At 45.4% G+C, this 24,928-nt stretch carries 18 protein-coding genes, 21 tRNA genes, 1 rRNA gene and 1 pseudogene; 35 read left to right on the forward strand and 6 right to left on the reverse strand.

The window, feature by feature from the left end; translation table 11 throughout:
* The first annotated feature begins 8 nt into the window (after positions 1-8).
* The 28 genes and pseudogenes from rrf to glgP all read left to right on the forward strand — a co-directional run bounded on the left by rrf (position 9) and on the right by glgP (position 10,938).
* A 5S ribosomal RNA gene (gene rrf / locus JMN17_RS20350) occupies positions 9-124 on the forward strand.
* A 22-nt stretch (positions 125-146) separates the two neighbouring features.
* Positions 147-222: transfer RNA gene (locus JMN17_RS20355), tRNA-Val, on the forward strand.
* 32 nt (positions 223-254) lie between these two features.
* Positions 255-330, forward strand: a tRNA-Thr gene (locus JMN17_RS20360).
* Positions 331-367: 37 nt separating this feature from the next.
* Positions 368-443 (forward strand) — tRNA-Lys (locus JMN17_RS20365).
* A 10-nt stretch (positions 444-453) separates the two neighbouring features.
* Positions 454-537, forward strand: a tRNA-Leu gene (locus JMN17_RS20370).
* A gap of 8 nt (positions 538-545) precedes the next feature.
* Positions 546-620 (forward strand) — tRNA-Gly (locus JMN17_RS20375).
* Between the two features lie 14 nt (positions 621-634).
* Positions 635-720 (forward strand) — tRNA-Leu (locus JMN17_RS20380).
* Between the two features lie 9 nt (positions 721-729).
* Positions 730-806: transfer RNA gene (locus tag JMN17_RS20385), tRNA-Arg, on the forward strand.
* Positions 807-821: 15 nt separating this feature from the next.
* A tRNA-Pro gene (locus tag JMN17_RS20390) sits at positions 822-898 on the forward strand.
* A 5-nt stretch (positions 899-903) separates the two neighbouring features.
* Positions 904-976: transfer RNA gene (locus tag JMN17_RS20395), tRNA-Ala, on the forward strand.
* 20 nt (positions 977-996) lie between these two features.
* A tRNA-Met gene (locus JMN17_RS20400) sits at positions 997-1,073 on the forward strand.
* Positions 1,074-1,075: 2 nt separating this feature from the next.
* Positions 1,076-1,152: transfer RNA gene (locus tag JMN17_RS20405), tRNA-Ile, on the forward strand.
* A 6-nt stretch (positions 1,153-1,158) separates the two neighbouring features.
* Positions 1,159-1,251: transfer RNA gene (locus JMN17_RS20410), tRNA-Ser, on the forward strand.
* A 17-nt stretch (positions 1,252-1,268) separates the two neighbouring features.
* A tRNA-Met gene (locus tag JMN17_RS20415) sits at positions 1,269-1,345 on the forward strand.
* A gap of 6 nt (positions 1,346-1,351) precedes the next feature.
* Positions 1,352-1,428: transfer RNA gene (locus JMN17_RS20420), tRNA-Asp, on the forward strand.
* A gap of 15 nt (positions 1,429-1,443) precedes the next feature.
* A tRNA-Phe gene (locus JMN17_RS20425) sits at positions 1,444-1,519 on the forward strand.
* Positions 1,520-1,540: 21 nt separating this feature from the next.
* Positions 1,541-1,616 (forward strand) — tRNA-His (locus JMN17_RS20430).
* 10 nt (positions 1,617-1,626) lie between these two features.
* Positions 1,627-1,700 (forward strand) — tRNA-Gly (locus tag JMN17_RS20435).
* Positions 1,701-1,715: 15 nt separating this feature from the next.
* Positions 1,716-1,792: transfer RNA gene (locus JMN17_RS20440), tRNA-Ile, on the forward strand.
* Positions 1,793-1,802: 10 nt separating this feature from the next.
* Positions 1,803-1,877: transfer RNA gene (locus JMN17_RS20445), tRNA-Asn, on the forward strand.
* Between the two features lie 3 nt (positions 1,878-1,880).
* A tRNA-Ser gene (locus JMN17_RS20450) sits at positions 1,881-1,971 on the forward strand.
* A 30-nt stretch (positions 1,972-2,001) separates the two neighbouring features.
* A tRNA-Glu gene (locus JMN17_RS20455) sits at positions 2,002-2,073 on the forward strand.
* Between the two features lie 211 nt (positions 2,074-2,284).
* Positions 2,285-2,704, forward strand: a pseudogene (tnpA, locus tag JMN17_RS20460) (IS200/IS605 family transposase).
* Positions 2,705-3,027: 323 nt separating this feature from the next.
* A complete protein-coding gene (glgB, locus tag JMN17_RS20465; protein WP_202329137.1) occupies positions 3,028-4,911 on the forward strand; it encodes a 1,4-alpha-glucan branching enzyme in 1,884 nt (627 codons plus the stop codon).
* The gene (locus tag JMN17_RS20470; RefSeq protein WP_202329138.1) at positions 4,908-6,050 is read left to right on the forward strand and encodes a glucose-1-phosphate adenylyltransferase; all 1,143 of its coding nucleotides are present in this window, start codon (positions 4,908-4,910) and stop codon (positions 6,048-6,050) included. Before glgB ends, JMN17_RS20470 begins: the two co-directional genes overlap by 4 nt.
* Positions 6,051-6,072: 22 nt before the next feature.
* Positions 6,073-7,104, forward strand: coding sequence for a glucose-1-phosphate adenylyltransferase subunit GlgD (gene glgD / locus JMN17_RS20475; RefSeq protein WP_087992935.1), 1,032 nt, complete (start codon positions 6,073-6,075; stop codon positions 7,102-7,104).
* The gene (glgA, locus tag JMN17_RS20480) at positions 7,101-8,555 is read left to right on the forward strand and encodes a glycogen synthase GlgA (RefSeq protein WP_202329139.1); all 1,455 of its coding nucleotides are present in this window, start codon (positions 7,101-7,103) and stop codon (positions 8,553-8,555) included. The genes glgD and glgA overlap by 4 nt, the downstream gene beginning before the upstream one ends.
* Positions 8,542-10,938, forward strand: a complete 2,397-nt coding sequence (gene glgP / locus JMN17_RS20485; protein WP_202329141.1) for a glycogen phosphorylase GlgP — start codon at positions 8,542-8,544, stop codon at positions 10,936-10,938. Before glgA ends, glgP begins: the two co-directional genes overlap by 14 nt.
* Positions 10,939-10,968: 30 nt before the next feature.
* Here the strand turns inward: glgP and JMN17_RS20490 are convergent, their stop codons facing one another.
* Together JMN17_RS20490 and cotI are read right to left on the reverse strand one after the other, a co-directional pair.
* Positions 10,969-11,436 carry a TspO/MBR family protein gene (locus JMN17_RS20490; protein ID WP_087992932.1) on the reverse strand — a complete coding sequence of 156 codons (468 nt, stop codon included), beginning with the start codon at positions 11,434-11,436 and terminating at the stop codon, positions 10,969-10,971.
* Between the two features lie 98 nt (positions 11,437-11,534).
* Complete coding sequence (gene cotI, locus JMN17_RS20495; RefSeq protein WP_087992931.1) at positions 11,535-12,608, reverse strand: spore coat kinase CotI; 1,074 nt, start codon at positions 12,606-12,608, stop codon at positions 11,535-11,537.
* Between the two features lie 188 nt (positions 12,609-12,796).
* Here cotI and cotSA point away from each other — a divergent pair, with 188 nt between their 5' ends.
* The 3 genes from cotSA to JMN17_RS20510 are packed head-to-tail and all read left to right on the forward strand — an operon-like array spanning position 12,797 to position 15,415.
* The gene (gene cotSA, locus JMN17_RS20500; RefSeq protein ID WP_087992930.1) at positions 12,797-13,930 is read left to right on the forward strand and encodes a spore coat protein CotSA; all 1,134 of its coding nucleotides are present in this window, start codon (positions 12,797-12,799) and stop codon (positions 13,928-13,930) included.
* Positions 13,931-13,944: 14 nt separating this feature from the next.
* On the forward strand, positions 13,945-15,000 hold the full coding sequence (gene cotS, locus JMN17_RS20505) for a spore coat putative kinase CotS (protein WP_087992929.1): 1,056 nt from the start codon (positions 13,945-13,947) through the stop codon (positions 14,998-15,000).
* Between the two features lies 1 nt (position 15,001).
* Positions 15,002-15,415, forward strand: coding sequence for a hypothetical protein (locus JMN17_RS20510; protein WP_087992928.1), 414 nt, complete (start codon positions 15,002-15,004; stop codon positions 15,413-15,415).
* Between the two features lie 74 nt (positions 15,416-15,489).
* Here JMN17_RS20510 and JMN17_RS20515 read toward each other — a convergent pair whose 3' ends face one another.
* The 3 genes from JMN17_RS20515 to JMN17_RS20525 are packed head-to-tail and all read right to left on the reverse strand — an operon-like array spanning position 15,490 to position 18,949.
* Positions 15,490-16,713 (reverse strand): glycosyltransferase family 4 protein, encoded by a 1,224-nt coding sequence (locus tag JMN17_RS20515; protein WP_087992927.1) that lies wholly within the window; start codon positions 16,711-16,713, stop codon positions 15,490-15,492.
* Between the two features lie 2 nt (positions 16,714-16,715).
* Entirely contained in the window at positions 16,716-17,666 is a 951-nt protein-coding gene (locus tag JMN17_RS20520; protein WP_202329143.1) for an NAD-dependent epimerase/dehydratase family protein, read from the reverse strand.
* Positions 17,663-18,949: a UDP-glucose dehydrogenase family protein gene (locus JMN17_RS20525; RefSeq protein WP_202329144.1), complete on the reverse strand. Its 1,287-nt coding sequence runs from the start codon at positions 18,947-18,949 to the stop codon at positions 17,663-17,665. The genes JMN17_RS20520 and JMN17_RS20525 overlap by 4 nt, the downstream gene beginning before the upstream one ends.
* 171 nt (positions 18,950-19,120) lie before the next feature.
* Here JMN17_RS20525 and JMN17_RS20530 point away from each other — a divergent pair, with 171 nt between their 5' ends.
* The gene (locus JMN17_RS20530) at positions 19,121-19,924 is read left to right on the forward strand and encodes a UTP--glucose-1-phosphate uridylyltransferase (protein ID WP_202329145.1); all 804 of its coding nucleotides are present in this window, start codon (positions 19,121-19,123) and stop codon (positions 19,922-19,924) included.
* 22 nt (positions 19,925-19,946) lie between these two features.
* Here JMN17_RS20530 and JMN17_RS20535 read toward each other — a convergent pair whose 3' ends face one another.
* Positions 19,947-20,666, reverse strand: coding sequence for a yteA family sporulation protein (locus JMN17_RS20535; protein WP_087992923.1), 720 nt, complete (start codon positions 20,664-20,666; stop codon positions 19,947-19,949).
* A 291-nt stretch (positions 20,667-20,957) separates the two neighbouring features.
* Here JMN17_RS20535 and JMN17_RS20540 point away from each other — a divergent pair, with 291 nt between their 5' ends.
* The 3 genes from JMN17_RS20540 to menH are packed head-to-tail and all read left to right on the forward strand — an operon-like array spanning position 20,958 to position 24,924.
* Positions 20,958-22,373 (forward strand): isochorismate synthase, encoded by a 1,416-nt coding sequence (locus JMN17_RS20540; protein ID WP_202329146.1) that lies wholly within the window; start codon positions 20,958-20,960, stop codon positions 22,371-22,373.
* Complete coding sequence (menD, locus tag JMN17_RS20545; protein ID WP_202329147.1) at positions 22,370-24,112, forward strand: 2-succinyl-5-enolpyruvyl-6-hydroxy-3-cyclohexene-1-carboxylic-acid synthase; 1,743 nt, start codon at positions 22,370-22,372, stop codon at positions 24,110-24,112. The genes JMN17_RS20540 and menD overlap by 4 nt, the downstream gene beginning before the upstream one ends.
* The gene (menH, locus tag JMN17_RS20550) at positions 24,100-24,924 is read left to right on the forward strand and encodes a 2-succinyl-6-hydroxy-2,4-cyclohexadiene-1-carboxylate synthase (protein ID WP_202329148.1); all 825 of its coding nucleotides are present in this window, start codon (positions 24,100-24,102) and stop codon (positions 24,922-24,924) included. The genes menD and menH overlap by 13 nt, the downstream gene beginning before the upstream one ends.
* Positions 24,925-24,928: the final 4 nt, after the last annotated feature.

Below are 24,928 nucleotides of genomic sequence, written 5' to 3' on the forward strand. Positions count from 1 at the left end.
GGCATTTGTTTGGTGGCGATAGCGAAGAGGTCACACCCGTTCCCATGCCGAACACGGAAGTTAAGCTCTTCAGCGCCGATGGTAGTCGGGGGTTTCCCCCTGTGAGAGTAGGACGCCGCCAAGCAATTGCACGATAGTGCATTTATGGAGGATTAGCTCAGCTGGGAGAGCATCTGCCTTACAAGCAGAGGGTCGGCGGTTCGAGCCCGTCATCCTCCACCATTTTTCATTATACATATCGGTTTTACATATATGCCGGTGTAGCTCAATTGGTAGAGCAACTGACTTGTAATCAGTAGGTTGGGGGTTCAAGTCCTCTTGCCGGCACCACTTTTATATGATATAATATTCAAGTCTCTTGTAAGAAGAGCCATTAGCTCAGTTGGTAGAGCATCTGACTTTTAATCAGAGGGTCGAAGGTTCGAGTCCTTCATGGCTCACCATTTACATCTTGCGGATGTGGCGGAATTGGCAGACGCGCTAGAATCAGGCTCTAGTGTCTTTACAGACGTGGGGGTTCAAGTCCCTTCATCCGCATCATTTCTGCGGAAGTAGTTCAGTGGTAGAACACCACCTTGCCAAGGTGGGGGTCGCGGGTTCGAATCCCGTCTTCCGCTCCAACTATACCATCCACGCCGGGGTGGTGGAATTGGCAGACACACAGGACTTAAAATCCTGCGGTAGGTGACTACCGTGCCGGTTCAAGTCCGGCCCTCGGCATTAAGTTTTGCGCCCGTAGCTCAATTGGATAGAGCGTTTGACTACGGATCAAAAGGTTAGGGGTTCGACTCCTCTCGGGCGCGCCATGATATACATGTAATCGGGAAGTAGCTCAGCTTGGTAGAGCACATGGTTTGGGACCATGGGGTCGCAGGTTCGAATCCTGTCTTCCCGACCATTCTTGGGGCCTTAGCTCAGCTGGGAGAGCGCCTGCTTTGCACGCAGGAGGTCAGCGGTTCGATCCCGCTAGGCTCCACTTGGTTTTAATAAATATTTGGCGGTGTAGCTCAGCTGGCTAGAGCGTACGGTTCATACCCGTGAGGTCGGGGGTTCGATCCCCTCCGCCGCTACCAATGGACCTTTAGCTCAGTTGGTTAGAGCAGACGGCTCATAACCGTCCGGTCGTAGGTTCGAGTCCTACAAGGTCCACCATTATACGGAGGAATACCCAAGTCTGGCTGAAGGGATCGGTCTTGAAAACCGACAGGGGTGTCAAAGCCCGCGGGGGTTCGAATCCCTCTTCCTCCGCCATATATATTCTTAATCATCGCGGGGTGGAGCAGTTCGGTAGCTCGTCGGGCTCATAACCCGAAGGTCGCAGGTTCAAATCCTGCCCCCGCAACCAAAAAATGGTCCGGTAGTTCAGTTGGTTAGAATGCCTGCCTGTCACGCAGGAGGTCGCGGGTTCGAGTCCCGTCCGGACCGCCATTTAAATAATACTTAGGCTCGGTAGCTCAGTTGGTAGAGCAACGGACTGAAAATCCGTGTGTCGGCGGTTCGATTCCGTCCCGAGCCACCATTTATCAATATATATGTTTTGGCGGTTGTGGCGAAGTGGTTAACGCACCAGATTGTGGCTCTGGCATTCGTGGGTTCGATTCCCATCAATCGCCCCAAATAAAAATTGCGGGTGTAGTTTAGTGGTAAAACCTCAGCCTTCCAAGCTGATGTCGTGGGTTCGATTCCCATCACCCGCTCCATTTCTATATTGTCATGGGCCTGTAGCTCAGCTGGTTAGAGCGCACGCCTGATAAGCGTGAGGTCGATGGTTCGAGTCCATTCAGGCCCACCATGATTTATATTCCACAGTAGCTCAGTGGTAGAGCTATCGGCTGTTAACCGATCGGTCGCAGGTTCGAATCCTGCCTGTGGAGCCAAATGGAGAAGTACTCAAGTGGCTGAAGAGGCGCCCCTGCTAAGGGTGTAGGTCGTGTAAGCGGCGCGAGGGTTCAAATCCCTCCTTCTCCGCCATATGATTACAGTTAGAAGTTCTCAATCATCGGCCCGTTGGTCAAGCGGTTAAGACACCGCCCTTTCACGGCGGTAACACGGGTTCGAATCCCGTACGGGTCATCATCCAAAAACCTTGCATATTCTGCAAGGTTTTTTATTGTGGAAAAGAAAACCCTCGGCTAGGCCTATGATTCCAAAAAGCTTCCAGCGCGTTATAAAAAAACATTCCTCCGAGGTGCTAAATATTTTTGGTTCGCCAACCAAAATATGAGCATACGGAGGAGTTATAATGTCAAAAGACAGTAATAGTCTAGCACACACATAGTATCACATCGTAATTGCCCCGAAGTACAGAAGACAAGTCATTTATGGGAAAATCAAAAAAGATATAGGGGGAATTTTCGGTACCCTACGTGAAAGAAAAGGTGTCGAGGTTATCGAAGCAACAGCGTGCAAAATAGATCCATATGTTAGTGAGCATTCCGCCAGTGATAAGTGAATAGGCATTCATAGGATATTTGAAAGGAAAAAGTAGTTTAATGATATTTGATCGTCACGCAAATTTGAAATACAGATATGGGAACCGGAAATTTTGGTGTACTTGATATTATGTAGATACGGTTGGGAGAAGGTAAACGAAGAATATATACGAAATCAGATACAAGATGATATCGTGGCAGAACAATTAACAATGATGGAATATATCGATCCATTCACAGGTGAAGAGGTCAAGAAAAAGAAAAGGAAATAGGGAGAAGGCCTTTGAGGTCTCGCCAGTAGAAGTAGTACATAAGGCGAACCATTCAGAAGCCCTTTAGGGTTTGGTCAGTAACAAAGGCTTTCAGCCGCAGAGAAAACCACCCGTTATCACGGGTGGTCATTATTTTATATAATTCATGATAGATTTCATGCTTTATTCTATAAAAAAACAACAAAAATCTCCATATATTTCGTTTTTCTTCAGAAAATGAATTTAAATGTCAATAAGTATAAGCGCTTTCATGAAAGGGCTTTTTTTTATTTCTTCGAATAAATACTATATATAAAAACTATGATGTCAGAAAGGATGATTACATGACCGCTGCCAGCCCGACAGCACATGATGTTTATCTTTATCACGAAGGCAGTCTGTTTAGAAGCTATCAGCTATTTGGCTCGCATTATCGTGAGCTGAATGGCCAAAGCGGATATGAATTCTGTGTGTGGGCGCCTCATGCGTCAGAAGTTCGAGTAGCTGGGGATTTTAACAGCTGGTCAGGAGAACAGCATGTGATGCATAGAGTGAACGATAACGGCATTTGGACTTTATTTATTCCGGGCTTGGCAGAACAGGAACGATATAAGTATGAAATCGTGACTCATAGCGGTGAGATCAGGCTGAAAGCAGATCCATACGCCTTTTATTCAGAAGTCCGGCCTCATACAGCGTCACTGACTTATGATCTGACAGGATACAGCTGGCAAGATCATAAATGGCAAAAGAAACAAAAGGTTAAGACGATGTATGAGAAACCACTTTTTATTTATGAACTTCATCTCGGTTCTTGGAAGAAACATTCTGATGGCAGGCATTACTCTTATAAAGATTTAAGTCAGTCGCTTATTCCTTATATCAAAAAGCATGGGTTTACCCATATCGAACTGCTCCCGGTATATGAGCACCCCTATGATCGTTCCTGGGGATACCAAGGAACGGGGTACTACAGCCCGACAAGCAGGTTTGGCACGCCTCATGATTTGATGAGGTTTGTCGATGAATGCCATCAAGAAAACATCGGAGTCATTCTCGATTGGGTACCCGGACATTTTTGTAAAGATGCACATGGTCTTTATATGTTTGATGGAGGGCCTCTTTATGAATATCAAGATGAACGTGATCGGGAGAACTGGCTATGGGGAACGGCAAACTTTGACTTGGGAAAACCGGAAGTTCATAGTTTTTTAATTTCTAATGCGTTGTACTGGGCGGAACTCTATCATATAGATGGATTTAGGGTTGATGCAGTGGCTAATATCCTGTATTGGCCAAATCAGGATGAACGCCACACGAATCCATATGCTGTTGGGTTTTTAAAAAAACTCAATCAAACGATGAGAGAGGCATATCCGCATGTCATGATGATTGCGGAAGATTCGACGGAATGGCCTCAAGTGACGAGTGCCGCTGAGGAAGGGGGGCTCGGTTTTCATTTTAAATGGAATATGGGCTGGATGAATGACGTACTGAAATACATGGAGACGCCGCCAGAAGAAAGGCGGTATTGTCATCAGCTTATTTCTTTTTCATTACTGTATGCGTTTAGTGAACATTTTGTATTGCCATTTTCTCATGATGAAGTCGTTTACGGAAAAAAATCAATTCTTAATAAAATGCCTGGCGACTATTGGCAGAAATTTGCCCAGTATCGGCTTTTGCTCGGTTATATGACGGTTCATCCCGGAAAGAAATTGATTTTTATGGGAACAGAATTTGCCCAATTTGATGAATGGAAAGACACAGAGCAGCTTGATTGGTTTTTGGACTCCTTCCCCATACATCGGAAAGCCAGCGTTTTTACGCAAGATCTTCTCCGTTTTTATAAAAAAAGCAAAATCCTTTATGAACATGATCATCGTGCACAGTCATTTGAATGGATTGATGTCCATAATGACCAACAATCGATTTTTTCTTTTATTCGATATGGCAAAAGGCACGGTGAGGCGCTTGTCATCATTTGTAATTTTTCACCCGCAGTCTATCATCAATATGATGTTGGAGTTCCTTTTCTTACCCAATACATCGAAGTGCTGAATAGCGACAGTGAAACATATGGAGGCTCAGGACAAATCAACAAAAAGCCGTTAGCATCCAAAAAGGGAGCTTTACATCATAAACCGGGTTATATCACGATGACCATTCCCCCTTACGGCATTTCGATTTTACGGGCGGTTAAAAAAAGAGGAGAGATAAAAAGATGAAAAAACAATGTGTAGCCATGCTCCTTGCCGGCGGGAAGGGCAGCCGTCTCAGCGGATTAACAAAAAATATGGCCAAACCGGCTGTATCTTTCGGGGGAAAATACAGGATTATTGATTTTACCCTCAGCAACTGTTCCAATTCAGGCATAGACACAGTCGGGATTTTAACACAATATCAGCCGCTTGAGCTGAATTCCTATATTGGCATCGGCAGTGCGTGGGACCTTGACAGACATAATGGCGGCGTGACGGTTTTACCCCCTTATGCCGAGTCATCAGAAGTCAAATGGTATAAAGGGACGGCAAGCGCCATTTATGAAAATCTCAATTATTTGAATCAGTATGATCCTGAGTATGTGCTGATTTTATCAGGAGATCACATCTATAAAATGGACTACGGCAAAATGCTTGATTTTCACATTGAAAAGAAAGCGGATGTAACGATCTCTGTCATCGAAGTGGGCTGGGAGGAAGCAAGCCGGTTCGGTATCATGAAGACCAATGCAGATGGGACGATCACACATTTTGATGAAAAGCCCAAATTCCCTAAGAGCAATCTTGCCTCAATGGGAATTTATATATTCAATTGGCCGCTTTTAAAACAGTATCTTGAGATGGACGACCGAAATCCTTATTCAAGCCACGACTTCGGCAAAGACATTATTCCTATGCTTTTAGAGGAGAAAAAGAAGCTATCTGCTTATCCGTTCAAAGGATATTGGAAGGATGTCGGAACAGTGCAGAGCTTGTGGGAAGCCAATATGGATTTGTTACGAGAGGACTCGGAGCTGAAGCTTTTTGAACGGAAATGGAAAATTTACTCCGTCAATCCGAATCAGCCTCCGCAATTTATTTCATCTGACGCACAGGTTCATGATTCGCTTGTGAATGAAGGGTGTGTTGTGTATGGAAATGTGACTCATTCCGTTCTTTTTCAAGGTGTTACTGTCGGTAAGCATGCGACTGTCACGTCGTCGGTTATTATGCCGGATGTGACGATTGGCGAGCATGTGGTGATTGAAAATGCCATTGTTCCTAATGGTCTGGTGCTTCCGGATGGCACAGTAATTCAGTCTGAAAAAGACATTCAGGAGGTGCTGCTCGTTTCCGGGGAATTTGTAGAAAAAGAATGGATCTAATACTGAAGAGGGGGCAGAGTCAGTGTTTAATAATCAAATGTTAGGTGTTATAGATGAAACCACATATAAGCATTCTCTTCAGGATTTAACGGCACAGCGGTCGCTGGGGGCAATCCCTTTTGCCGGCAGGTACCGTCTGATCGATTTTATGCTCTCCAACATGGTAAATGCGGATATTAGGAGTGTCGCGATTTTTCCGAAGTATCGCTACCGTTCGCTTATGGATCATCTTGGAGCGGGTAAGGAATGGGATTTGCATCGAAAAAAGGATGGTCTCTTTTTTTTCCCGTCGCCCCACCTTCATCAAGAATATGATGAATTCGGTTCTTTCCGCCAGTTTTCAGACCATCTTGATTACTTCCACAGAAGCACACAGCAATATGCTGTCATCTCCAACAGTCATACCGTTTGCAACATTCAATTTCAATTTGTGCTGAAACGCCATCAGGAGGTTGGCTGCGACATCACAGAGGTATTTCAGGACGGCCAGTCGCTGCAAATCTATATCATGTCTACAACGCTTTTGAAGGACCTGATCTATGGACATCGTGAAAAAGGCTATAAAACCATTCAGGAGGCTGTTGAAAAGGAAGCTTCCGCCTTGACCATTTGCCCTTATGAGTATTCAGGTTATGCCGCTGTCATTGATTCGGTGGAAAAATATTATACCCACAGTATGGAACTCATTCAGCCTCGTTTTTGGCAGCAGGTGTTTTTGCCGCAGCAGCCGATCTATACAAAAGTGAAGGATGAGCCGCCGACGAAATACGGAAAACACAGCACTGTTAAAAACGCCTTGGTGGCAAATGGCTGTGTGCTTGAAGGAGAGATTGAAAACTGCATTTTGTTCAGGGGGGTTCATGTCGGAAAGGGAACGAAGCTAAAAAACTGCATTATTATGCAAAAAACGCAGATTGGCGAGGAGTGTCTGCTTGAGCAGGTTATTTCTGATAAGGACGTTAAAATCGGCAATTCGACTGAGGCTGCGGGAACAGCCGAGCAGCCGCTTGTATTAAGAAAAGGTTTGGTGCAAGGCGAGCTGATGAATTCTTGAAGATATTGTTTGCTGTATCTGAATGCACCCCGTTTGTTAAATCAGGAGGTCTTGCCGATGTAGCCGGCGCTCTGCCAAAGGCACTTGCGCGATTAGGCAATGAAGTAGCTGTGATATTGCCGAAGTACAGCCAAATACCTGAACGCTGGAAAAAGTGTATGAGAAAAGCGGCTGAGTGTACGGTAGCCGTCGGCTGGCGTCAGCAATATTGCGGGGTTGAATATATGGCCGATGATGATGTGAATTATTATTTCATCGACAATGAATATTATTTTAACAGGGATTCGTTGTACGGGTATGATGATGACGGTGAACGCTTTGCTTTTTTTTCTAGAGCTGTGCTGGAGGCCGTCGAAGCTGTAAATATTCAAGCCGATATTGTTCATACTCACGACTGGCATACAGCGGTGGTCAATTATTTGCTGAAAGAGGAATACGGGAAACATCCTTTTTATGAACAGATGAAAAGTGTGCTCACGATCCACAACCTGCAGTTTCAGGGTATTTTTCCGCCTGATGTCACACATGACTTGCTAGGGCTTGAGATGGATCATTTTCATTATGAAAAGTTAGAATGCAACGGATTCGTTAATTTTATGAAGGCGGGCATCATTGCGGCTGATCATGTGACAACTGTAAGCCCGACTTACAGAAATGAAATATTGACGCCTTATTACGGTGAACAGCTGGATCAGGTTTTGCGATATAGGGAAAATGATGTAACCGGCATTTTAAACGGCATTGATGATTCTTTCTATCAGCCGAAGAGCGATCCTTATATAGCTGTGCATTACGATTCGGAGCATCTTGCATGCAAGGAAGAAAATAAAACGAAGCTTCAGCGGCGGATGGGGCTTCCAGAGCGAAACGATATTCCGCTGATCAGTATGGTGACAAGGCTCACTAAGCAAAAGGGACTTGATCTTGTGCGCAGGATTATGCACGAACTCCTTGAGGAGCAGGACATACAGCTGATTGTGCTGGGTACAGGGGAACGTGAATTTGAAGACTATTTCCGGTATGCAGAATTTGCTTTTTATGAGAAGTGCCGAGCGTATATGGGGTTTGACGAGCCGCTTGCCCATCAAATTTATGCCGGCTCTGATGTGTTTTTGATGCCTTCGAAATTTGAGCCGTGCGGCTTGGGCCAGCTGATTGCTCTCCAATATGGTGCCATTCCGATTGTCAGGGAGACAGGCGGTCTTTATGATACTGTTCATTCTTATCAGGAGGAAGAGGGATCGGGCAATGGCTTTACGTTTTCCGCCTTCAATGCGCATGATCTGAAATATACGATTGAGAGGGCGCTGTCGTTTTATCGCCAAAAGGATGTATGGAAGAGCCTCATGAAGACCGCAATGAACGCAGATTACAGCTGGGAGCAGTCAGCGAAAGAGTATCAGCGCATTTTCGAGCATGTGACAAGGAGTGGACGGGATGTTCTCGAGTAAAGAACGATTTGCAGCCTTATTTTTAAAGCGTCTGGAAATGACGTGCGGAAAAAGCTTTAGAGACTCTGCCAAGCTGGACCAATATAAAACGTTGGGCAATATGGTCAGAGAGTATATCAGCGCTGAGTGGATCCAGACGAATGAAAAGAGCAGGTCCAATTCCGGAAAGCAGACATATTATTTGTCAATCGAATTTCTTCTCGGTCAGCTCCTTGAACAAAATTTAATGAATCTTGGCGTTCGTGATGTGGTAGAAGCAGGCTTGAAGGATATCGGCATCAATTTAGAGGAGATCCTTCAGATAGAGAGTGATGCAGGTCTGGGCAACGGCGGGCTTGGGCGCTTGGCCGCTTGCTTTTTAGATTCTCTCGCTTCGTTGAACTTGCCGGGACACGGGATGGGCATTCGTTATAAGCACGGCTTGTTTGAGCAAAAAATTGTAGACGGGCATCAAGTGGAGCTGCCTGAACAATGGCTGAAAAACGGAAACGTATGGGAAGTAAGAAATGCGGATCAGGCTGTTGACGTGCCGTTTTGGGGCGAGGTGCATGTGACAGAAAAAAACGGGCGTCTGCATTTTCGGCATGAACAAGCTACAATCGTTACCGCTGTTCCTTATGATATTCCGATTATCGGCTATGAAACGGGGACCGTCAATACATTGAGGCTATGGAATGCCGAGCCCTATGCGCATTATCATGGCGGCAATATTTTGTCTTATAAGCGGGAAACAGAAGCCGTTTCAGAATTTTTATATCCTGATGACACCCATGACGAGGGGAAAATTTTACGGCTGAAGCAGCAGTATTTTTTAGTATGCGCAAGCTTAAAAAGCATTGTGAACAATTACCGCAAAACGAATAAATCTATGTCCGGCCTGCATAAAAAAGTAAGCATTCATATTAATGACACCCATCCCGCGCTTGCGGTGCCTGAGCTGATGCGGATTTTACTTGATGAAGAGAACATGAGTTGGGAAGAGGCCTGGCATATCACCGTACATACGATTTCTTATACTAATCATACGACATTGTCAGAAGCGCTTGAGAAATGGCCGATTCATTTGTTTAAGCCGCTGCTTCCGCGAATGTATATGATTATTGAAGAAATCAATGAAAGGTTTTGCCGTGCGGTTTGGGAAAAGTATCCCGGAGACTGGAAAAGGATAGAGGACATGGCGGTTACGGCGCATGGTGTTGTCAAAATGGCTCATCTGGCCATAGTGGGCAGCTACAGTGTAAACGGCGTTGCCAAAATCCATTCTGATATTTTAAAGGAAAGGGAGATGCGCGACTTTCATTTGCTGTTCCCGAATCGTTTTAACAATAAAACGAATGGAATTGCCCACAGACGCTGGCTTCTAAAAGCGAATCCAGGTCTGTCTGCTGTCATCACGGAGGCGATCGGCAATGAATGGGTAAAACGGCCGGAATCACTGATCCGCTTAGAACCGTACGCCTCAGATCCCGCGTTTATTGAGCAGTTTCAAAACAACAAAAGCAGGAAAAAACAAGAGCTTGCTGATTTGATTTTTTGTACGGCTGGGGTGGTTGTGAACCCTGACAGCATATTCGACGTACAGGTGAAACGGCTTCATGCATACAAACGGCAGCTGCTGAATGTTCTTCATATTATGTATTTGTATAACCGTCTAAAGGAGGACTCGGGATTTTCTATCTATCCGCAAACCTTTATTTTCGGGGCTAAGGCTTCACCAAGCTATCATTATGCCAAGAAAATCATTAAGCTGATCCATTCTGTCGCAGAAAAGGTTAACTATGACCCGGCAGTCAAACAGCTGATTAAGGTTGTTTTTTTGGAAAATTACAGAGTTTCTATGGCTGAGCGGATTTTTCCGGCGTCGGATGTAAGTGAACAGATTTCAACCGCAAGCAAGGAAGCGTCTGGTACAGGAAATATGAAGTTCATGATGAACGGCGCTTTGACGATCGGCACACATGACGGCGCAAATATTGAGATTCTTGAGCGGGTGGGATCAAATTGTATTTACACATTCGGTTTAAAGGCGGATGACGTTTTATCGTATCAGGAAAACGGCGGCTATAGATCGAGGGAATATTATCAGCATGACCGCAGAATCAGACAGGTGGCGGATCAGCTGATTAATGGTTTTTTTGAAGGGGAAGCAGATGAATTTGAATCGATCTATGACTCTCTGCTTCCGCATAATGATGAGTATTTTGTGCTCAAAGATTTCAGCTCATATGCGGATGCGCAGGAGCGTATTCAAGCTGATTATCGCGATCGGCGGAAATGGTCTGAGCGGTCGATTGTAAACATTGCCCATTCAGGTTATTTTTCCAGTGACCGCACGATCCGGGAATATGCGAAAGACATTTGGGGAATCCAGCCGATGATGTGAAAAAGCCGCTGTAAGAGCGGCTTTTTTTGTTCACAGGTTCATTGAATAGATTGTAAAGGATAAGAACGTCGCAAATGCACTCCATAAAAAATAAGGCAGCAGAAGATAGCTTGTGGCTCTGCTGTATTTTTTTGCTATGATCATTAATATGAATGCTGTAATGGCGACAAGCAGGCAGTCAATCGATGCAGCCAGCAGGTTCTTTTGCGTAAACTGAAAATAGCTGAATGCCTGATTAAGCACATAATTAATCAAAAGCATAAACCAAAAGTTTTTCGCGTCTTTAAATGAAAACGCGGCATACACAAGGGCAGCTGAAAGGGAGATCAGCGCAAACAGGATGGCCCAAATGATGCCGATCGCGGAGCCGGGTGGCGTCCAGTCCGGTTTTTTTAGTGAATTGTACCATTCTTGGTCAATTGGAAACAGGAAGCCTGCGGCTGAAAACAGTGCGTATGTAATCACAAAAACCGCTATGGCGCCGAGAATTTTCTTCATATTTGCAACCTCCGTATGTATTTATTTTACATTTAGACTTATCCTTACCCTTTATCTTATAAAGATCAAACCCCCGATATGCAGGGGGAATGATTATTTTAAATTAGCTGCTGCAATGCCTTTGCTTTAATGCGTTCATATTCAAACGCTGACTCTAACTCTTCCTTTGGCAAAGCGGACTTGCGGACGTATTTTTCGCGAATGACATCATAAAGCTCATAAGGAAAAAGCATATCAATAAACATGACTTGTTTTTGTTGATCAGTTAATGGGGTTCTGGATTCGTAAGCGTTCAGCATGACATGAAATGTTTCTTCATCCCAAACGCCTGTCGTATCCAAAAGCGGGATAATCATTTTGCGCAAATCTCGAATAGGCAGATCAAATGATACGGTATCTAAGTCGATAACCCAAATCTGTTCATTTTCCCCTAAGAGTGTATTTCCTGTTCCGTAATCCTGGTGGCAGAGGTTAGGGCTTTTTTTCAGCTGTTCAGTCCATGGAATATAGGACGATTGCAAAAGCCGGTCTTTGATGCGCAGTCCGTCTTCAATAAAGCTGTCTATTTCCTGAAGATAAAGCAGTGAGAAAGGATCTTCTTTTTCCATCTGCGCCATCAGCTTCCACGTTTCCATTTGTTTGCAGCGTTTCGTGTAGTGATTCGGCCAGCGCCCTAATTTCGTAAATACGGGAACGCCATTTGGCGGCTGATATCCGACGGAAGCTGTGTGAAAATCAGCAAGGCCTTTCATGATAAACTCCAAATCCTGCTTTACAGTCAGCTCAAACGGCCTTCCTTCGATCCAGTCATATACGACAAATAGAAAGGAGCCATGCTTGGAATATAGGCTGCCTTTTTTGTTTGGGAGTATGCCGGGAACATTCATGCCTTTTTTGGCTAAATAGTCCTGTGCGAAAATGGAAAACAAGGCTTTCTTTTCGGGTCTGTGTATTCGTTTCAGACAAACCGCACCGGATCCTGTGTGAACCTTCCACACAAGCGCCATCTGGTTACCCTGAATGACGTCTATTTTTTCAGCCTGAACATCCCATCCTTGAAGCACATTTTCAGCCAGCTCCGTTAATTTTCTTTCATCTTCTGCTGATAAAGGAAGCTCTGATGAATTCCCCTCCTCCATGACTTCTTGGTTTTCTGCCATTAAAGGACACATCCTTACCTGTTTTACTCCTACCTTATGAATCAAATGAAAAAAGTGATTGAGATATTTGACTATATGTATAAAAGAATATGGTTGTTTACCCGTTTTGTTTTTGGGGCAGTCCTATTCCGCACAAGTTGGTTGTTCAGCCGTATCATGATTTTAACTAGTTAAAAAACATGCAGGAATGGAGGCTATGTATGAAAATAGCACTGATCGCCACAGAGAAGCTTCCTGTCCCCTCGGTTCGAGGAGGCGCCATTCAAATCTACCTAGAAGCGGTTGCCCCTTTGATTGCCAAAAGACATGAGGTGACGGTGTTTTCGATTAAAGATCCGAATCTTGCTGATAGAGAGACGGCAGAAGGAGTCCATTATGTGCACTTGGATGAAGACCGTTACGAAGAAGCTGTTGGGGAAGAGCTGAAAAAGAGCCGTTTTGATCTTGTGCATGTTTGTAATCGCCCAAGCTGGGTGCAAAAACTGAAGAAAAAGACGCCAGACGCTGTTTTTATTTTAAGCGTTCACAATGAAATGTTCGCTTACGATAAAATCAGCCAGACAGAAGGCGAGATTTGCATTGATTCTGTAGCGCAGATTGTTACGGTCAGCGATTATATCGGCCGGACGATCACAAGCCGTTTTCCGTCAGCACGATCAAAAACAAAAACCGTGTATTCCGGTGTGGACTTGAAAGCGTACCATCCCCGCTGGACGAAAGAAGGGCAGCGGGCTCGTGATGATATGCGAAGCGAGCTGGATCTTCACGGCAAAAAAATCGCCCTGTTTGTCGGCCGGCTCAGCAAAGTCAAAGGCCCGCACATTTTATTGCAGGCTTTGCCGGACATTATCGAGGAGCATCCCGATGTCATGATGGTGTTTATCGGGTCAAAATGGTTCGGAGATAATGAATTAAATAACTATGTCAAACATCTTCATACACTTGGTGCGATGCAAAAGGATCATGTCACATTTATTCAATTTGTGAAGCCAAAGGACATCCCGCGCCTTTATACCATGTCAGATGTATTTGTGTGCTCTTCGCAATGGCAGGAGCCTTTAGCGAGGGTGCATTATGAAGCGATGGCCGCTGGACTGCCTATTATCACAAGCAATCGAGGAGGCAATCCAGAAGTCATAGAAGAAGGGAAAAACGGCTATATCATTCATGACTTTGAAAATCCTAAACAATATGCCCAACATATCAATGATTTGCTCAGCAGTTCTGAAAAACGCGAACGGCTTGGGAAATACAGCCGCCGTGAGGCAGAAAGCCAATTCGGCTGGCAGAGGGTGGCGGAAAATCTGCTCAGTGTGTATGAAAGAAACAGATAGAAGGGGTGAACAGAGTGTACCAAAAAGAGCATGAAGAACAGATTGTATCCGATATTCTCAGCTATTATCCGTTCCATTTCGAACATGTGGCACTGAAATCAAACAAAAGCGGGCGCAAAATCTGGGAGATACAAACTGATCAAGGCCCAAAGCTATTAAAAGAAGCGCAGATGAAGCCGGAGCGAATGCTTTTTATCACTCAGGCACATGCCCATTTACAGGAGAAAGGGCTGCCCGTAGCGCCGATTCATCAAACAAAAAATGGCGGAAGCTGCTTAGGCACGGATCAGGTCTCTTACAGTTTATATGACAAAGTGACAGGTAAAGAAATGATTTACTATGATGCAGAGCAAATGAAAAAAGTCATGTCATTTGCCGGCCATTTTCATCATGCGTCAAAAGGATATGTTTGCACAGATGAAAGCAAGAAAAGAAGCAGGCTCGGCAAATGGCATAAATTGTATCGCTGGAAGCTGCAGGAATTAGAAGGGAATATGCAGATCGCGGCCTCTTATCCTGAAGACATATTTTCGCAAACTTTCTTAAAACATGCTGATAAAATGCTGGCCAGAGGTAAAGAAGCACTGCAAGCACTTGATGAGTCAGATTATGAAAACTGGACGAAAGAAACGCATGAACATGGCGGATTCTGTTTTCAGGATTTTACATTGGCGCGGTTAACTGAGGTAGACGGAGAGCCTTTTTTAAAGGAGCTTCACTCGATTACGTACGATTTGCCGTCAAGAGATCTGCGCATTTTGCTGAATAAAGTCATGGTTAAGCTTTCTGTATGGGATGCGGATTTCATGATTGCGCTGCTTGCAGCCTATGATGCAGTGTATCCGCTCACAGAAAAACAGTACGAAGTGCTATGGATTGATCTGGCGTTTCCGCATTTGTTCTGTGCAATCGGCCATAAATATTATTTGAAGCAAAAGAAAACATGGTCAGATGAGAAGTACAACTGGGCGCTGCAAAATATGATTTCCGTTGAAGAATCTAAAGACGCGTTTTTGGATAAACTGCCGGAACTGTATAAAAAAATAAAAGTGTATCGGGAGGCGAATTGACATGAGGTCATCGAGACAAAAAGCCTCCATTTCTAAACTCGATCTCGACCAATTCGTATTTACACCGCCCGGATCGATGGGATGGCAGGCTCATGACAAAAGCACGGCTGACAATGAAGAAGAGGAGCATATGGCTGCGGGCCGGATCCGAGAGCTCCCTAACATCACTGCACCGAGAGATTCTCAAGAAGAAACAAAGGAAACGGAAACAAACCACAAAGTCATGGATGATGAAAAGACGAAATTGAAAACCATTGGAGAGCTTGATGAAGAGCGTGATTCTAAACGATCAGCGCCTCCAATTGAAGAAGAGGATGAAGAATCAGCGGAGGAAGCTAATGTGGAAATCATTGTTCTTCCAAGTAAATCCGCACCAGCCCCATGGATTTCTCAAACTGTAAAGCGCAAGGCATAAAATCACATTTATGCCTTTTTTATGCGTACCTGCAGCAAAAAAACAGCTCGTATCTGTAACACGAGCTGTAGGAATTATGATTTTGCTTTCACAAAAAGCTGATTTATAAATGATAAATCAAGGTTTTTCGTCAGAAGAGGCGGCGGAAATTGTTTGTTTTCCGGTGCCAGAACGGATTGATAAACAGCATTGAGCCGTTTGGCAACATGGGTAAAGGTAAATAAAGATTCTACACGGTGCCGGCCGTTTTTTGTGATTTTATTCATTAATTGTTGATCTGTAAAGGCTCTGTCAATTGCTTTCGCAAATGCAGAAGGTTTGTTATAGCTGTCGATCACAAGTCCGTTAACTTCGTGTTTTACGACTTCTCCGTTTCCGCCACGATTTGTGGTAATTAAGGGGGTGCCAGCTGCCATTGCTTCATAATTCACACGGGCCAGAGGTTCATTCCACTGAGAGCTGCACACGAATACATCCGCCATCAGAAAGAGGTTTGGAATGTCGTCTGCGGGAATGAATTTCGTAAAGATCACGTGTTCTCTGTATGGCAGCGCCAGCTTGCGCAGATAGGTTACATATTGGTTTTCGCCGTCATCGCTGAACCACTTTCCGCCTGCTATGACCAGCACAGCGTCGGGATGCTGCTGCAAAATCCGTTTCATGCTGTGAATGAGAAGGTGGGGCCCTTTGGTTGGGCTTAAACGGCCGGCGAATAAAATAACTTTTTTATCCTCAATGCCGTACTTTTTCCTGTATGTTTCTCTGACAGCCGAACCTTTCATCGTCCAGACAGGCGGATAGGAGCGGATATCAACGCCGGAATATACGACTTTTGTGATGTCCTCGGCTTCCGGGAAACGATCAATGACCGTTTGTTTAATAAATTCGCTGACGGTTGTGATCATGGTGACATTGTCGAGTACTTCTTTTCCTTGCGCGAAGGTCATCTTTTTTTCAGAAAACATTTCGTTATGCAGGCTCAAAACAATCATGCTGTTTGGTGAAGCTTTTTTATATAAAGAGACATTTAAAGGCCTGTTAAACACATGGATTAGATCAAAGGAAGAGGCCCGCAGCTCTTCGGCTACCGCCTCGCGGTAATGCTCTTTTGGCAAATGGATATACCGTACGCCGTCTTTCGTTTCTCTTTTTGGAAGTGATGGATCTTCTATTGAAAAAATGGTCAGATCGTACCGGCTGCTGAAATAAGGCGTGACACCGTCAATCATCATTTGAATAGCGCCGCCGCGTACCGCTGGCGCCGGCAGCTTTTCTGTACAGATAAAGGCAAGTTTCATTTTCATTCCCCCTTATACAGCGACGATAAATAGGCGATTTCGTTAGCCAAACCATCGTTTAAGGATGTGGCGGGATCGTAATGCAAGAGCTGTTTTGCTTTTGAAATATCCGCCCACGTTTTTCTTGGTTCCCCTGCTACTTTGTCCGAGAAGTGCAGTGTTGCTTTTTTACCGGAAATGTCTTCAATGAGGGAAACAACCTTTAAGACTGAGGCACGTTCTCTGCCGCCGATATTCACTGTTTCACCAATAAGATGGGGGTTCCCAAGAACAGCGGTGATGCCTTTGACACAGTCGCTGATATAGGTGAAATCTCTTGACTGCTGTCCGTCACCGAAGATGGTGAGCGGCTTTTTCAGAAGGTGCTGTTTGATGAGCCGGTGAAATGCCATGTCCGGCCGCTGTCTCGGCCCATAGACGGTAAAGAAACGGAGAATCACAATTGGAATGCCAAAGCTTTGTTGATATACATGGCAAAGCTTTTCTCCCGTCAGCTTTGTTACCCCGTACGGAGATAAAGGATAAAGCGCCGCATCTTCACTGACTTTCCCTTGTTTTTCGCCATAGACGGAAGAGGTGGAAGCAAAGACAAACGCTTGAACCGGATGTTTTCGGCATGCCTCAAGGAGCCTTTGGAGCGCTTGGATATTATGTGCGGCATATGGGTGAAAATGATCGCCCCAGCTTGAACGGACACCCGGTATGGCTGCCAAATGAAAGATGACGTTCACATCTTCCAGCAAAGGAGAAAGATCTGCTGTCAGCAGATTTTCCTTTATGAACGTAAATCGTTTTTCTGGCAGCAGGGCATCAAGGTTTCTTAATTTTAATGAAAATGGAGTCGGTCCGATAAAGTCGTCGATTCCGATAACGTGATGTGTTTCATCCTTCAGCAATTCTTCGCAGAGGTGGGAGCCGATAAATCCCGCTGCTCCTGTGACGAGTATTTTCATGGGCGGCCAACCCCCGTGCAGATCAGACCGCAAGCCTCCAGAGATTCTTTTTTCAATACGTTGCGCCCGTCGATCACCACACGCCCTTTCATGGTGCCTGCGGCCTTTTTCCAATCAATCGCTAAAAACTCGGGCCATTCTGTGGCCAAAAATAAAAAGTCACTTTCTTCTATCGCGTCAAAAGCTTGAGAATGCTGGGTCACACGTTGCCGCAAATGTTCTGGCAGAACAGCTTCAGGGTCATAAGCATGGACATCACACCCCAGATCCGTCAGCCTTTCCATCAGCCTGACGGCTTGAGAATTCCTAATGTCATCGGTATGAGGTTTGAAGGAAATGCCGAGTATAGCCGCTTTTTTGCCGTGAAGTGTATCGAAGAAAGATTTTATTTTTTTGACATACAGGCCGATCTGGGTGTCATTGATATGCTGAACGGCTTGAAGCAGGTAGGTCTCCGTGTTTTTTTCAATGGCAGCGAATTGCAGCGCCTGCAGATCCTTTGGAAAGCAAGAGCCGCCGTATCCAATGCCGGCCTGCAAAAAGTGCTCCCCGATTCTCGGGTCAAGTCCGATAGCGCGGGAAATATCTGTGATATCTGATTGGTAGGCTTCACATATGCGGGCCATTTCATTAATGAACGAAATTTTTGCTGCTAAAAAGAAGTTATTGGCATATTTAATCAGCTCTGCTCCTGCTAAACTTGTGATGATATAAGGGGTGTCAATGTGTTTGTAAATGGATTTGACGATTGCTGCCGATACGTGATCTCCTTTCTGAATACCGATAACTGTTTTGTCAGGATACAGCATGTCATGCAAGGCGCTGCCTTCCCGCAGAAACTCCGGATTGGATACGATGTTAAATGAATTTGCTGAAACGCCGGAGGCAATCAGCTGTTTTGCTATGTTTTCATTTGTCCCGGGGGGAACAGTGCTTTTCGTAATGATGGTTTTATACGATCGGATCGTCTGGCTCAAATCGCTGATAACGGACTGCAACGCTTTCGTATCTGCTGATCCGTCCGAGCGCGGAGGGGTTCCGACTGCGATAAAAATGACGGGACATTCCTCCATGCTTAATTTCACTTCGGAAGAAAACGAGAGATTATCGCAATGATGTACTGCATCTGAAAGCCCAGGCTCGTAAAAGGGAATGTCTCCATTTTTCAGCTGCTCGATTTTTTTGACGTCTTTGTCTGTGCATATCATGTCATGTCCGATGGATGCCAGTGCCGCTGATAGGGTTAAACCGACATATCCGGCGCCAACCACGCAAATTTTCATCACCTGAGCTCCTTTACAAGATTACTGGTCATATATCAATATCCTATTAAAAAAGGGCTGGTTCGTGATTCCGTTTTCAGCCCAGTTGCATCTGCCTAATTTCAGGTGTACAAACATCGGGGTGCGGTCTTGGAATATCATGTAATAAACATGAGCTGAGGGGAAAATAACATGATAAAAAAAGCAATCATTCCTGCCGGCGGATTCGGAACGAGGAATCTGCCGGTGACGAAGGTAATTCCGAAAGAAATGTTTCCGGTAGGATCTAAACCCGTCATTCATTATATTGTGGAAGAGCTTAAGGAGTCAGGCATTGAAGATATTTTGATGGTTGTATCGAGCCATAAAAATCTGATTGTCGATTATTTTGATTCTTCTTTAGCGCTTGAAGCCTTTCTGGCCTCCCGGCAAAAACTGCATTTACTCAGCAAACATCCGGTTCCGGATATGCGCATTCATTATGTGCGCCAGCCTTATGCAAAAGGTCTTGGCGACGCGATTTCTTTTGGAAAGCAATTTGCAGGCGAAGAGCCGTTTGCCGTCGTTTTGCCGGATGATCTGATCTTCTCCGCTAATCAGCCGGCCCTGGGGCAGCTGATTGAGGCGTATACGAAATATCAGTGCAGTGTGATCGGTTTAAAAGAAACAAAAACGGAGGATTTGCACCATTACGGTGTGATAAAAGGGGAATCTGTAGAAAAAGGGCTTTATCGCATTCAGGATATTGTGGAAAAGCCTAAACAAAACCCGCCATCTCATTTTGCCGCAGCAGGGCGTTATATTTTCACACCTGATATTTTTGATAAGCTGGAGACATTGGAAGCTGATGCCGGAGGAGAAGTGCAGGTAACGGATGCGATTAAATCTTCACTCGGGATATCGAACGTTTACGGAAAAATTTTGGAGGGCAATCGGTATGACATCGGACTGCAAAAGGATTATCTGAAGCTGATCACAGATATGCTGAAAACGTAAAAGAACCCCCATAACCGGGGGTTCAATCAGCGTGGAGATCGCCGAATGTTGTCATGATTCCCTCTTCGTCGAGTTCTTCCTCATAACGCTCATGGGCTCTGCTTTGATAAACGGTAATTTCTTTGCCTGTGATATCTGTAGCGATGAAATTTTCGTACGACTCTGTATTGCCGATATTTTCTTCGGCATTCATCGTCATATCATCATAGCTGAGCGGCGGGTTTTCCATATCCTGCGGTGTTGATGAATTTCCGTATTTTTCGACGTCTTGGTAAGAATCTTCACTGTCATATGGCGCTCTGATTTCTTCATCATCGTCAAATTCAAATTGCCCGAAAGGTGTTTCTTCTTCGATCGGACGGTCTTTAGAAATGATATCCTGTGACGAATACTCTGCGAGCGTCGTGGCGGTCGGGAGCGCTTCAAGACGTTCGTATGGAATTTCCTTTCCGCTGACTTCACAAATACCGTATGTGCCGTTTTCTATTGCCTTCAATGAATGCTCAATGTCCCGAAGATGCTCTCGTTCATGCAAGTCGAGAGCGATGTCTTTTTCCCGCTCATAAAGTTCGGTTGCATGATCTCCGGGGTGGTTGTCGTAAGCCGAAAGTTCCCCCATTGAATCATATGGAAAGGCTGAATTGAGCTGAAAATGGTCATTGTCTTTGAAACGGTTTAAGATATCCTCTTTTGTTTGTTCCAGTTCATGTTTCAAATGCTGAAGCTGGTCTTTTGTAAGCATTGTAATCGCCTCGTTTCTCTGTGATGCATACCTTTAGTATGAACAGATCGCCTGATAACTTTCATAAATGACAGGTGGAGGAATCTAGGAGATTTTCCTTAAATGGTAAGCGGATACAACCTTTGCTTTCAGCGGAGAAAGAAATTTAAGGTTTGTTTCTTTTTCATTTCTGTAATTAGGTTTATAATAGGTAAGGCAGGCCATTTGGACTGCATGATCTGTGTGTTTGACACAAAGGAGACACAGGTGTATGGTATTAAAAGCATTTTAAGGATTATGGAGGAATGCCTCATGGTGACAACGGTGCAGCGTACGTTCCGAAAAGGAGTTCTACATGCATTACATAAAGCCAAAGAAGTCAACCATGCTGTCTTAATAAGCTATTCGAGACAAATCGAGTCTCTTGACCCTCTATCATTTTTCAATTACGGAGCAAAAAAATATACAGGCAATCGATTTTTTTGGTCAGATCCTGAAAGTGAATTGACAATAGTCGGTCTTGGCAAAGAAGCGATTTTCCAGACAAATCAAAAAAACAGCGAGCGATATCGCGAGGTTTTTGACCAATGGGAGCGCTTTAAAAAGACGGCTTTTCATATTTGTGAAGAAGAAAAGCTGCAGCATTCTGCAGTGGGACCTGTGTTATTCGGAGGATTTTCTTTTGACCCTTGCGAAGAAAGAGGTACACAATGGGACCATTTCTCGGAAGGGGATTTCTTTGTGCCTGCGCTTATGCTGACGATGACTGCTGATGGCCCTTTCTTAACAGTCAACAGATGGGTAAGCGGAGAGGAAGACGCAGAAGGTGTTTTGGAAGGCTTAATTGCTTTTGCAGCGGAATTTATGGTTTCAGATTTAGATCAAAGAAATCAGGCTGTGATGGCGGCATCAGAAGAGCTGGATAAGGATGATTGGCTCAAAGCGATTGAAACGGCAACAAGCCAAATGAAAGAGAAACAATACGATAAAGTGGTTCTTGCCCGAGAGCTGCTGCTAACGTTTGACGGCCCGGTCCAAATTGAACCGGTGCTTAAAACGCTTCTGAACGATCAGCAGACAAGCTATGTTTTTGCAATCGAGCAGGAAGGAAAAACCTTTGTCGGCGCGTCTCCGGAAAGGCTGATCAAAAAAGACGGCAGCACTGTCATGTCTTCTTGTCTGGCCGGTTCCATTAGACGCGGCAAGGATGAAGAAGAAGACCGCCTCATAGGCCTTGAATTATTAAACGATAAGAAAAACCTGCTGGAGCATGATATTGTGGTCGGCATGATCCATGACGCTTTTGTATCAAGCTGTTCGGAGGTTGAAAAGCCTGGCGGACCTGTATTGTACAAAACAAAAAGTGTGCAGCACTTATTTACCCCGATTGTCGGTCAGCTTCGAGAGTCTGATTCGCTTTTTGACTTAATTGAGAAACTGCATCCCACACCGGCGCTTGGGGGGGCACCTCAGAAAAAAGCTGTTGAAGTGATCAGAGAGATCGAGCCGATGTCCCGCGGCTGGTATGCAGCTCCTATCGGCTGGATTGACAGCCAGAATAACGGGGAATTCGCAGTAGCCATCCGTTCAGGACTGATCGAGGGGAGCACAGCTAGGCTGTTTGCCGGGTGCGGCATTGTGGAAGACTCGGACCCGCAGTCTGAATATGAAGAAACGCAGATTAAATTGAAGCCGATGATCTCTGCATTAGGAGGTGTGAGGCGTTGACAGCCAACCCGATTACTCACTATATCGGAAGTTTTATTGATGAATTCGCCCTTTCCGGGATTACGGACGCCGTCGTTTGTCCGGGCTCAAGGTCTACACCGCTGGCTATTCTTGCAGCCGCGCATCCTGATATCAACGTCCATGTTCAAATTGATGAAAGATCTGCCGGGTTTTTTGCTCTCGGGCTGGCAAAAGCGAAGCAGCATCCCGTTCTTTTGATCTGCACATCAGGAACAGCCGCGGCCAACTTTTATCCGGCTGTGATTGAAGCCCATTATTCAAGAGTGCCTATTATTGTGTTAACTGCTGATCGGCCTCACGAGCTGCGCGAAGTAGGCGCGCCGCAGGCTATTAATCAGCACTTCTTATTCGGTAACTTTGTTAAGTTTTTCACAGACTCAGCTCTTCCAGAAGCGTCTCCGAATATGCTGAGATATATCCGAACGCTGGCCGGCCGCGCCGCCGGGGAAGCACAAAAGCGTCCAATGGGACCTGTGCATGTGAATGTGCCGCTGCGCGAACCGCTGATGCCGGATCTTTCGAATGAGCCGTTTGGAAGAATGAGAACAGGCCGTCACGTGTCTGTGAAAACGGGTACGCAGTCTGTTGACCGCGAATCTCTGTCTGATGTGGCTGCAATGCTGGCAGAGGCTGAAAAAGGAATGATCGTCTGCGGAGAACTCCACAGTGATACGGATAAAGAAAGCATTATTGCACTGTCTAAGGCGCTTCAGTATCCGATTTTAGCCGACCCGCTGTCTAATCTGCGGAACGGTGTTCATGATAAAAGAACTGTCATTGATGCGTATGATTCATTTTTAAAGGATGATGAGCTGAAGTCGAAACTGCGTCCTGATGTTGTCGTCCGTTTTGGACCGATGCCTGTTACAAAACCGGTTTTTTTATGGCTTAAGGATGACCCGTCGATCGAGCAGATTGTGATTGACGAGGATGGAGGGTGGAGAGATCCGACACAGGCAAGCGCACATATGATTCACTGCAATGCATCCGTTTTTGCCGAAGCGATCATGACCGAACATGCTGACATGACCAGATCACCAGAATGGCTGGAAAAGTGGCAGTTTGTCAATGAGAGGTTCCGTGCGCATCTGCAAACAATCAGCAGTGAAGAGGTTTCGTTTGAAGGCAATCTCTATCGAATCCTGCAGCATCTTGTGCCTGAAAACAGCTCGCTGTTTGTCGGCAACAGCATGCCGATCAGAGATGTTGATACGTTTTTTGAAAAGCAGGAACGCCCTTTCCGGATTTATTCAAACCGGGGCGCAAATGGGATAGACGGTGTTGTCTCCTCTGCCATGGGGGTATGTGAAGGCACAAAAGCGCCTGTTACCCTCGTGATTGGCGATTTATCTTTTTATCACGATTTAAACGGACTGCTGGCGGCCAAAAAGCTGGGTATTCCTCTTACTGTGATTCTCGTGAATAATGACGGCGGAGGGATTTTCTCATTTTTGCCGCAGGCTTCTGAGAAGGCACACTTTGAAGATTTGTTCGGCACGCCGACAGGGCTTGATTTCAAGCATGCGGCTGCACTATACGGCGGGACGTATTCATGTCCGGCCTCATGGGATGAATTCAAAGCAGCTTACGCCCCGCAGGCAGACAAACCCGGACTCCATTTGATAGAAATCAAAACGGATCGCCAGTCAAGAGTCCAGCTTCATCGCGATATGCTGAATGAGGCTGTGCGGGAAGTGAAAAAACAATGGGAACTGTAAACATAACGGTTTCAGATGGTGTCCGATATGCTGTGACAGACGACCGGCCGAACGCTTCAGAAGCCGTCGTCTGTCTGCACGGGTTTACCGGCAGCAAACAATCATGGACTTTTCTTGATGGGATGCTGCCTGATTCCCGTTTGATCAAAATGGATTGTTTAGGGCATGGTGAAACAGATGCCCCGCTGAATGGGAAAAGATACAGCACAAGCCGGCAAGTTTCTGATCTTGTCGAGATGTTTGATCAATTAAAACTTCACAAAGTGAAATTGATTGGGTATTCTATGGGAGGAAGGCTTGCTTATTCGTTTGCGGCGGCTTATCCCGAACGGGTATCGGCACTTGTGCTTGAAAGCACAACGCCGGGGCTTAAAACGCTTGAGGAACGGCGGGATCGGATCATACGGGACCGGAAGCTTGCTGATTTTATTTTGCGTAACGGGATCAAAGCTTTTGTGCAGTATTGGGAGAGTATCCCTTTGTTTTCATCCCAGCAGCGGCTGGCTGAAGATATTCTGCACAGGATACGGTCGGGCCGTCTGCGAAACAATAAGGTTGGGCTTGCAAATAGTTTAACCGGTATGGGCACCGGTTCACAGCCTTCCTTGTGGAGCCGTGTAGAAGAAATAGCCGTGCCTGTGCTTCTGATCAGCGGGGAGTGGGACGAAAAGTTTTGCGCCATCAATCAAGAGGTGCATAAGAAGCTCCCATCTAGTAAAATAGAGATTGTTCCTGAAGCCGGACATACGGTACATGTGGAACAGCCGCGTATTTTTGGTAAAATAGTGAGTGAGTTTTTGACAAGCTTATAACTGG

The sequence above is a fragment of the Bacillus sp. RHFS10 genome (assembly GCF_016757475.1).
GTDB classification, from domain to species: domain Bacteria; phylum Bacillota; class Bacilli; order Bacillales; family Bacillaceae; genus Bacillus; species Bacillus subtilis_G.

What these genes read in the sequence shown, in the direction of transcription:
- cotSA (WP_087992930.1), top strand. Translation starts at nt 12,797, where the DNA reads ATGAAAATAGCACTGATCGCCACAGAGAAGCTTCCTGTCCCCTCGGTT.
- JMN17_RS20515 (WP_087992927.1), bottom strand. Translation starts at nt 16,713, where the DNA reads ATGAAACTTGCCTTTATCTGTACAGAAAAGCTGCCGGCGCCAGCGGTA.
- JMN17_RS20490 (WP_087992932.1), bottom strand. Translation starts at nt 11,436, where the DNA reads ATGAAGAAAATTCTCGGCGCCATAGCGGTTTTTGTGATTACATACGCA.
- JMN17_RS20535 (WP_087992923.1), bottom strand. Translation starts at nt 20,666, where the DNA reads ATGCTTACAAAAGACCAGCTTCAGCATTTGAAACATGAACTGGAACAA.
- JMN17_RS20530 (WP_202329145.1), top strand. Translation starts at nt 19,121, where the DNA reads ATGATAAAAAAAGCAATCATTCCTGCCGGCGGATTCGGAACGAGGAAT.
- menH (WP_202329148.1), top strand. Translation starts at nt 24,100, where the DNA reads ATGGGAACTGTAAACATAACGGTTTCAGATGGTGTCCGATATGCTGTG.
- JMN17_RS20540 (WP_202329146.1), top strand. Translation starts at nt 20,958, where the DNA reads ATGGTGACAACGGTGCAGCGTACGTTCCGAAAAGGAGTTCTACATGCA.
- JMN17_RS20470 (WP_202329138.1), top strand. Translation starts at nt 4,908, where the DNA reads ATGAAAAAACAATGTGTAGCCATGCTCCTTGCCGGCGGGAAGGGCAGC.
- glgP (WP_202329141.1), top strand. Translation starts at nt 8,542, where the DNA reads ATGTTCTCGAGTAAAGAACGATTTGCAGCCTTATTTTTAAAGCGTCTG.
- glgB (WP_202329137.1), top strand. Translation starts at nt 3,028, where the DNA reads ATGACCGCTGCCAGCCCGACAGCACATGATGTTTATCTTTATCACGAA.
- cotI (WP_087992931.1), bottom strand. Translation starts at nt 12,608, where the DNA reads ATGTGTCCTTTAATGGCAGAAAACCAAGAAGTCATGGAGGAGGGGAAT.
- JMN17_RS20520 (WP_202329143.1), bottom strand. Translation starts at nt 17,666, where the DNA reads ATGAAAATACTCGTCACAGGAGCAGCGGGATTTATCGGCTCCCACCTC.
- JMN17_RS20510 (WP_087992928.1), top strand. Translation starts at nt 15,002, where the DNA reads ATGAGGTCATCGAGACAAAAAGCCTCCATTTCTAAACTCGATCTCGAC.
- JMN17_RS20525 (WP_202329144.1), bottom strand. Translation starts at nt 18,949, where the DNA reads ATGAAAATTTGCGTGGTTGGCGCCGGATATGTCGGTTTAACCCTATCA.